Origin of the sequence: Stenotrophomonas sp. MYb238 (assembly GCF_009496535.1) — a bacterium.
Classification (GTDB): Bacteria; Pseudomonadota; Gammaproteobacteria; order Xanthomonadales; family Xanthomonadaceae; genus Stenotrophomonas.
Genome location: NZ_WIDL01000011.1, coordinates 121,687 through 130,300 on the forward strand (window position 1 = coordinate 121,687; position 8,614 = coordinate 130,300).

Sequence of the window (8,614 nt, forward strand, 5' to 3'; positions counted from 1 at the left end):
GACTGAAGGACCGATTGCCCATGATGTTGTCCAAGCTGCGTGCGCTGCGCCTGACCGCCCTGTTCCAGATCGCGCTGGCGACGCTGCCGTTGACGTGTTCGGCCGCGGCCAGCGCGCAGGACTGGACCTACCGCGTGCGCCCGGGCGACACCCTGTGGGACCTGGGCACGCGCTACCTCAAGCCCACGGTGTCGTGGGAAGAACTGCAGAACCACAACGCCGTCCCCAATCCCTACCGGCTGCCGCCGGGCCAGGTGCTGCGCTTCCCCATCGCCTGGCTGCGGGTAGAACCGGCGCCGGCCCGCATCGTGGCCGTGCGCGGCCAGGTCGACATCAGCGGCGGCGACGGCGCCGCCGCTCCCGCCCGCGAGGGCATGCAGCTGCCCATCGGCAGCCGCATCCGCACCGGCGCGGACGCCAGCATCACCCTGGCCTTCGCCGACGACTCGCGGCTGTTGCTGCGCGAGAACTCCGAACTGCGCCTGGACCAGCTCAGCAGCTACGGCGCCACCGGCATGGTGGACACGCGCCTGCGCCTGCAGCGCGGCCGCAGCAGCAACCGGGTGACCCCGGCGCAGGGGCCGGCGTCGCGTTACATGATCACCGCGCCCACCGCCACCAGCAGCGTGCGCGGCACCGTGTTCCGCGTCAGCGCCGGCCAGGGCGACGACCCGGCCGCGACGGAAGTGGTCGAAGGCCGCGTCCATGTCGGCAACCGCCACGGCCAGCGCATGGTCGAGCCGGGCCAGGCCACGCTGAGCGCCTCCGCCGGACGGGCGCCGGCGCCGGTCCAGCCGCTGCCCGCCGCGCCGCGCATCGACGAGGCCAGCCTGCGGCTGGAGCCGTTGCCGCTGCTGGCCGCCTGGCAGGCGCTGCCGCAGGCGCGCGGCTACCGGGTCGAGGTGGTGCGCGCCGATGCGCCGGACATCCTTCTGTTCGCACGCGACACCGCGGACACGCGCATCCGCATCGACGACCTGCCGCCGGGGCAGCTGCGGCTGCTCGTACGCGCGGTCGGCGCCGATGGCGTCGAAGGCCACGACAGCGCCCGCGACTTCCGCGTGCCTGATGGCCTGCCGCCGCCGCTGACCACCGCTCCCGTGCATGGCCAGGCCCTCGCCCAGGCGCATCCGCGCTTCGCCTGGGCGCAGGTGCCCGGCGCCGCCGGCAGCATGCTGCAGATCGCGCGCGAGCCGGATTTCCTGGAGCCGCTGGCCGAACGCCGGACCGATGCCACCCGCCTGCGCTCGCCGGTCGCGCTTGCCCCGGGCGAGTACTACTGGCGGGTCGCGTCGGTGGACGCGCAGGGGCTCGCCGGCCGCTACGGGCAGCCACTGCCGCTGCGCATCAGCGACGCCCCGGCCGATGCCGGCCTGCAGCCGGCGCAGGCCGCCAGGGGCCAGCTGACGCTGCGCTGGCAAGCGGGCGCGGACGGCCAGCGCTACCGCGTGCAGGTGGACCGCCGCGGCGATTTCAGCGCGCCGCTGCTCGACCGCGAAACCGCCACGCCGGAAATCTCGATGAAGCAGCCCTGGCGCGGCGGCACCCTGCACGTGCGCGTGCAGTACATCGACGACGACGGCTACGCCGGGCCGTTCTCCCAGGCCCAGCAGATCCAGTTGCCGTGCAAGCTCTGCTACGGCGTCGGGGCCGGCGCGCTGCTGCTGTTGGCGCTATGAAGACGCTGCTGCTGTCCTGGCCGCAACGGCTGCTGCTGGTCGTCGCCCTCGCCGCGCTGGCCGGATGGGCCAGCCAGGCGCGCCTGCTCTGGCAGCAGGACGAACGCGTCTACGACTACATAGTCGGCGACTGGGAGTATCCGGCCGACGAACGCCTGGCCATCGTCGCCATCGACGAGCGCAGCCTGCAGCAGCTAGGGCAATGGCCCTGGCCGCGCGGCACCCATGCGCGCCTGCTCGACCGCCTGCACGAGGCCGGCGCGCGCCGCGTCGCGCTGGACCTGATGTTTCCCGAGCCCGACCGCAAGGACGCCACCCAGGACGTCGAACTGGCCGCGGCGATCAAGCGCAGCGGCAACGTCGTGCTGCCGGTGCTGGCGGCGTCGGCCAGCGACGAGGCGGTGCCCGAGGAACTGCTGCCGGTGCCGGTGCTGGCCTCGGCCGCCACCGCGCTGGCGCACACCGACATCGAGGTCGATGGCGACGGCATCGCCCGCGGCCTGTACCTGAAGGCCGGCGTGGGCTCGGCGTACTGGCCGGCGCTGGGCCTGGCGCTCAGCGGCATGGACGGCCCGATCCCGGGGCTGGGCGATCCCGCCCCGGACACCGCCTCGCCCTACCAGTGGCGGCGCGACAACTACGTGCGCCTGCGCTACGCCGGGCCGCCGGGCACCTTCCCGCAGGTGTCCTACATCGACGTGCTCGAGGGCCGCCTGCCGCCCGGGCTGCTGCACGGCCGGCTGGTGATCGTCGGCATGACCGCCAGCGGCATCGCCCCGCGCTTGCTCACGCCGACCTCGCGCGAGAGCTGGATGAGCGGCACCGAGTACCAGGCCGACGTCGCCTCCATGCTGCTCGGTGGGCACGTGATCCTGCCCCTGTCCCCCGCCGTCCAGGTGGCCCTGGTCGCCCTGCTGGTGGTGCTGTGCGCGCTGGCCATGACCCAGCCTCGGTTGCCGCCGTGGCTGGTCGCGGTGGTGTCGCTGCCGCTGCCGCTGCTGCTCAGCCTGGTCCTGCTGCGCGGCTTCAACCTGTGGTTCGCGCCAGCGGCGGCCATCGCCGGCGTGCTGCTGATGCTGCTGGGCTGGGGCCTGTGGCAGATGCGCTACTGGCGCCGCCAGGCCCATCGCGACCCGCTGACCGGCCTGGCCAACCGCATGCGCTTCGAGGAGGCGCTGCGCCTGGAGTACGAAGCGGCGCGGCGCGGCGGCCGCCCGCTGAGCCTGGTGCTGATCGACCTGGACAACTTCAAGCACTACAACGACACCTTCGGCCACCACGTCGGCGACCTGGTGCTGCAGCAGACCGCACGCATGATCGGCGAACTGGCGCGGCGGCCGCGCGACCTGGCCGCGCGCTTCGGCGGCGACGAATTCGCGCTGATCCTGCCCGACACCGGCAGCGAAGGCGCGGTCCAGCTGATCGAGGCCCTCATCGGCCGCGTCCGCCGCGCCGGCATCGCCGTGGGCAAGGGGCGCCAGGCCCGGATCAGCATCACCGCAGGCATAGGCACCCTCGTACCCGGTGCCGATGGCCTGCCAGCGGATCTGTTCCGCGACACCGACGCGGCGCTCTACCAGGCCAAGGCGGCCGGCCGCGACGGTTTCCGGGTAGCGGCAACCGGGTGACCGCAGGCAGGACCATACGGGTGCGAATGCTAGACTCGGCATCCCGCCCGCCACCCGCCACGCCATGAAAGCCAGCACGTTCCGCCTCGGCATCAACCTCTGGCCGCCCTTCCTGTTCACAGGCATCCACGTCACCGCCATCGGCGCCGACTACCGCTACGTGCGGGTCGAGCTGCGCCAGCGGCCCTGGAACGTCAACTACGTGCGCACCCACTTCGGCGGCAGCCTGTTCGCGATGACCGACCCGTTCTGGATGCTGTGCCTGCTGCAGAACCTCGGGCGCGACTACTACGTGTGGGACAAGGCCGGCGAGATCGAATTCGTCAAACCCGGCAAGGGCACGGTTGCCACCGAATTCCACCTCGACGAGGCCACGCTGGACGAGGTGCGCGCGGCCACCGCCGATGGCGGCAAGTACCTGCGCTGGTTCGCCAACGACATCCGCGACGCGCAGGGCGAAGTTGTCGCGCGCGTGCGCAAGCAGGTCTACGTGCGACTCAAGCCGGAAGCGCGCCAGCCCGGCACGTAGGAGCGACTTCAGTCGCGACCGCGGCTTTACCGATGCCGCTCGATCGCGACCGGAACCGCTGCGGCAACGGCCCGGTGTCAGTGGCCGGACACGGCCTGCGGCAAAGGCATCCGCAGCATCTGCCCCTCCCCGCCATAGGCAGGCGTTTCCAGTGCGATGCCGTCGGCCGATACGGTGATCGGTCGATGCGCGCTGCGCAGTCCGGCCGGTAGACCGTCCAGGCGCCCGGCCAGCGGCGTGGCCGCGTCCTGTCCGGCATACTCGCGCAGCCACAGCACGGCGCTCAGCAGGCGCAGCTGCGCCGCGGTGTCCTGCTGCCGGCTGGCGTATCCGCGGTAGGCGGGCGCGGCGATGTTGCCCAGGATGCAGCCGATGGAATTGGTCAGGCATTGCGGATGCCACCATGCCAGCACCCGCGCCGGCGGCGCGGACAGCCTGCGATCCTCGGCGATGGCCTGCCGCGTCTCCGGCAGGCAGGCATCGCCCAGTGTCTGCGCCGTATACGCCAGGGTCTTGCTGCTGCTGTAGAACAGCGCCCCTCCTCGCTGGGCCTGCTCGATCCTCGTGTCCATCAGCATCGCCAGCTCACGTTGCATCGCGAACTCCCCGCGCATGCCGTTGCAGATGCCGGCCTCGTCGGCCGACAAGGGCGCAAGCGCCGTGGCGCAAGCGGCCGGCAACGGCGCGTCCAGTGGCAGTTCGGCCAGCACCGCGGCGAACACCGTTGCATTGGTCGCCAGCATCCGGCTTCCCGTCATCGTCGTCAGCAGGTTGTCGCCCTGCGCCATCAGCATGCGGCCGATGCCGGCATCGCGGCACAGGCCGGCCAGGGCACGCGCGCTGTCGCCGCGCACGTGGGCCAATGCGTGCGCGCTCAACGGCACTCCCAGACGGCGCAGCGACGGCCACGGCGTCGCCCCGGTCTGCGCCAGCGGCGAGCGGTAGTGCCCGTGCGCCGCCAGTTCGTCCATGCGCGCCAGCAGCGTGGCGTGCGGCGCCAGCGCGGCGGCGACGGCCTGCGGCTGGCGGCGCACCGCGTCCACGCAGGCGGCCGCCTCGTTGAAGCCGCACAGCACCGCATCCACGTCCGGCGGCGGCGCGTCTTCGCCCGGCAACGGCGGCGGCGTGCCCGCCTCGCCTTCGGCTTGGCCGCGGATGAAAGCCGGGACGTACCGGTCGGCGTACCACTGCTGGAACTGCCGGGTGTGTTCTTCCACCGCCGCCTGCCGCTGCGCCAGCGCGCCTTCCATCCCCAGCGTGGCCAGGGTGACGTAGACATTGCTGCCGGGCAGGTCGCGCGGCGTCTCCAGCGCGGCCAGCGCGCGCTTCTGCGCCGCCGACAGCGGCCACAGCCAGGAGACCAGCAGGACGATGGCCAGCAGCAGCACCAACCCGATCGCTCCAACCACCACGCGCTGCAACGTCCTGCCCATCGTCCTCTCCCTGGCGTCGTGCCACGTCCAGGTGGAGGCGGCGAAGGACCGTTACATATACGGCAACACAGCGGCGCACAACCGCCATGCCCGGCAACATGCCGCGACGCTACAATCGGCGCATGTCTTCCGACGCCTCCCCCGCCCCCCACCGCCCTTCCCTGCAGCGGCTGTTCCTGACCGGCCTGCTGACCCTGCTGCCGATCTGGCTGACCTGGGTGGTGATCAAGTTCGTGTTCGTGCTCCTGTCCGGCATCAGCAGCCCGCTGGTGGTGCCGCTGTCCGAGCGCATCGCCGCCTCCTTCCCCCATTACCTGGGCTGGGTGCGGGTGGAATGGATGCAGGACGTGTTCGCCCTGCTCGCCACGCTGCTGGTGATCCTGCTGGTGGGCATGCTCAGCCGCCGGGTGATCGGCCAGCGCCTGCTGCGCTGGTTCGGCGCGGTGATACGCCGCATCCCGCTGGCCAGCGTCATCTACGACAGCGCCAAGAAGCTGCTGGACATCCTGCAGACCCAGCCCGGCAGCACCCAGCGCGTGGTGCTGATCGACTTCCCGCATCGCGACATGAAGTCGGTAGGCCTGGTGACGCGGGTCATCCGCGAGCACGGTACCGGCCGCGAACTGGCCGCGGTGTACGTGCCGACCACGCCCAACCCGACCTCCGGCTACCTGGAGATCGTGCCGGTGGAACTGCTGACCCCGACCGACTGGAGCGTGGACCAGGCCATGAGCTTCATCATCTCCGGCGGCGCGGTGGCCCCGGACAGCGTGCCGTTCACCCGCGCCGGCGAGCGCTGAAAGCCGCACTCGGCCCATAAACCGGGCCGGTTTCACCAGCGCAGGGGATCCATGGCCAATGGACCTCCCGGACGCTGTGCCTTCCCCGATGAATATCTCCACGCTATGGTTGCGCCGGAAGTCCGGATTCCATGACGGAATCCGACAGGCGACACGACGCAGGGAGATGCCATGGAAGTTGCATGCGTACAGGCGGCAAGATGGACGTTGTTGGCGTGCGGGTTGGTTTTCGGACTGAATGCGGCGGCGCAGACGCCCCCCGAGCTTCCCCCGGAAGAACGCGAAACGCACGCGGAGAAAACCGCGGCATCGCCGCCTCCCCTGTTTCCCTGGGACGAGTACGACAAGCGCGTAGAGTCCGCCAGGCAAGCGGCCGCACTGAAATCCGATCTTTTGGGCGACCAGATCAACATCGCCAATGGCGCCTTGTCGTTTTCGGCGACCGACGTGGCGATCGCTGGCAACAATGCCCTGCCTGTCGCTTTCACGCGCTCGTATACGGTGCAGAACCGGTACTCCAGTCCCTATTCCTCTCCTGTCACCGACCTGATGCTGGCCGACTGGGACCTGGACCTGCCGAGCATCAGCGGGTCCTTCGCGCCGGATTGGAACAGTAGGGTTCCCGGGAATCCTGGACGCCGCTGTTCAGCCCCCTCCAATCAGGTAACGCCTCCCTCGCCCGTATGGGACATAAACGTCTGGGATTTCTGGCAGGGCAATACGCTCAATGTCCCGGGCGCAGGCGGCGAACTGCTGCAGGTGCTGGCGGGCGCCCAGCAGCCAGCGTCCGGAGGCCCGTATTACTGGATGACGAGCGGCCAGGCCTATGTTTCCTGCCTGCCGAGCATCAAGAACACCACCGGCGAGGGATTCCTGGCGGTCACGCCGGACGGGACGAAATACTGGTTCGACTGGATGGCGCAGTACCGCGAACCCAACCTGAGCAGCGCAAACGGCGGCAACAACATTACCCGTCGCAGGAACGTGCTGTATGCAACCAAGGTGCAGGACCGTTTCGGCAATACCGTCGAATACACATATACGAACGCCTGGAACGCGCCCGCGCGGCTGACAGGCATCGTTTCCAGCGACGGTCGCCAGCTCGGCATCACCTACAACGCGCTGGGGCATGTGGCCAGCGTGACCCAGGGAACCAGAAGCTGGACCTACCAGTACGTCGCGCTGGGAAGCAGGAGAAGCCTGTCGGCGGTCGTGCAACCGGACGGCACGCAATGGACGATCGGGTTTTCCCCATTTACGTCCGCGGAAATCTACTATCCCATCGGAACCCCCAGCGAACCTGCGCGCAACTGCTTCCTACGCCTCACCGAGCCCATCGGCCCCACCCAGGTGACCGGCACCATCCAGCACCCGTCGGGCGCGTCGGGAACGTTCACGGTGGACTGGCTGCGACATGGCCGGAGCAACGTACCGGTCGCCTGTCATAACTACGACTGGGGTGGCGCGACTATTTCCGACACCAACGACGACACCAACCAATGGGCGATCGCCTACGAGGCGTACTCGCTCACGAAGAAACGCATCACCGGGCCCGGCTTGACCGCACTGGAATGGAATTATTCCTACACGCCCAACATCAGCCACCAGTTCTACCCGGGGGGATCGATGATGACGCCGTGTCCGACAGGCGTCGTCTGCGGCTCCCCCATCTGCATGTCGGATGCCTGTGCCAAGAGTTCCGAAACCCTGGTGTTGGGTCCCAATGGGGAACGCACAAAGTACTTCCATGGCAACAGCTACCGCTACAACGAGGGAAAGCTGCTGAGGATCGAGAGGGGCAGTGCTGCCGTGCCGCTGGCGGAGGTTGAAGTATCCACCTACGACCTGAGCATGGCGCCACAGGCATATCCCGAGCGGTTCGGATACAGCCTGCGCGAGAACCACGACGGATTCACCTCGGAATATCACCGCCCCCTGCAGATGGCGAAGACGAGCCGCGACGGCGTCGACTTCACCTACCAGGTGGACCTGTTCGACGCGCTGGCCCGTCCGTTAAACGTCACGCAGTCCAGCGCCCCGTCTCCCTGAAGGACCAGGACATGAGCAAACAAAGGATCTGTCCTCGCCCGCTCCCTCTTCTGGCTTCGCTGCTGGCGACGTTGTTACCTGTGACTGCCTCGGCGCAGAGCTACAGCCGCACAGAAGTCATCACCTACCACGACAACACGTCGAAGTGGGTGCTGGGCCAGGTAGCCAGCCGCACGGTCAATGGCACGGTGGTTGAGTCGACGACCTTCAGTGCTTCCACCGCGCAGCCGCTGACGTATTCGTCTTTCGGCAAGCTGCAGCAGACGCTGACCTACAACGCCGACGGCACGGTAGCCACGGTCAAGGACGGCAACAACAACCAGACCACGCTGTCCTCGTGGAAACGGGGCATCCCGCAGTCCATCGGGTATCCGGACGGCAAGAGCCGCTCGGCGGTGGTCAACGACAGCGGCTGGATCACCCAGGTCACCGACGAGAACGGCTACGCGACCAGCTACAGCTACGACGCGATGGGGCGTCTGGCCAGCATCGCCTA

Annotated in this window: 7 protein-coding genes; 6 read left to right on the top strand and 1 reads right to left on the bottom strand. The window is 69.2% G+C overall.

Going from position 1 to position 8,614, the window contains the following annotated elements:
* Positions 1-20 precede the first annotated feature (20 nt).
* The 3 genes from CQ393_RS09510 to CQ393_RS09520 all read left to right on the top strand — a co-directional run bounded on the left by CQ393_RS09510 (position 21) and on the right by CQ393_RS09520 (position 3,836).
* Positions 21-1,679 carry a FecR domain-containing protein gene (locus tag CQ393_RS09510; RefSeq protein WP_153191314.1) on the top strand — a complete coding sequence of 553 codons (1,659 nt, stop codon included), beginning with the start codon at positions 21-23 and terminating at the stop codon, positions 1,677-1,679.
* Positions 1,676-3,307 (top strand): CHASE2 domain-containing protein, encoded by a 1,632-nt coding sequence (locus CQ393_RS09515; protein WP_153191315.1) that lies wholly within the window; start codon positions 1,676-1,678, stop codon positions 3,305-3,307. Before CQ393_RS09510 ends, CQ393_RS09515 begins: the two co-directional genes overlap by 4 nt.
* A 64-nt stretch (positions 3,308-3,371) precedes the next feature.
* Complete coding sequence (locus tag CQ393_RS09520) at positions 3,372-3,836, top strand: DUF4442 domain-containing protein (RefSeq protein WP_153191316.1); 465 nt, start codon at positions 3,372-3,374, stop codon at positions 3,834-3,836.
* A gap of 77 nt (positions 3,837-3,913) precedes the next feature.
* Here CQ393_RS09520 and CQ393_RS09525 read toward each other — a convergent pair whose 3' ends face one another.
* Positions 3,914-5,269 (bottom strand): hypothetical protein, encoded by a 1,356-nt coding sequence (locus CQ393_RS09525; protein ID WP_153191317.1) that lies wholly within the window; start codon positions 5,267-5,269, stop codon positions 3,914-3,916.
* Between the two features lie 122 nt (positions 5,270-5,391).
* On the opposite strand from CQ393_RS09525, the gene CQ393_RS09530 reads away from it, so the two are divergent.
* From CQ393_RS09530 to CQ393_RS09540, 3 genes are all read left to right on the top strand, one after another.
* Positions 5,392-6,069 (top strand): DUF502 domain-containing protein, encoded by a 678-nt coding sequence (locus CQ393_RS09530; RefSeq protein ID WP_153191318.1) that lies wholly within the window; start codon positions 5,392-5,394, stop codon positions 6,067-6,069.
* Between the two features lie 171 nt (positions 6,070-6,240).
* Positions 6,241-8,118, top strand: a complete 1,878-nt coding sequence (locus tag CQ393_RS09535) for a hypothetical protein (protein WP_153191319.1) — start codon at positions 6,241-6,243, stop codon at positions 8,116-8,118.
* A gap of 11 nt (positions 8,119-8,129) precedes the next feature.
* A partial coding sequence (locus CQ393_RS09540) for an RHS repeat domain-containing protein (protein ID WP_194269632.1) occupies positions 8,130-8,614 on the top strand: 485 nt, incomplete at its 3' end.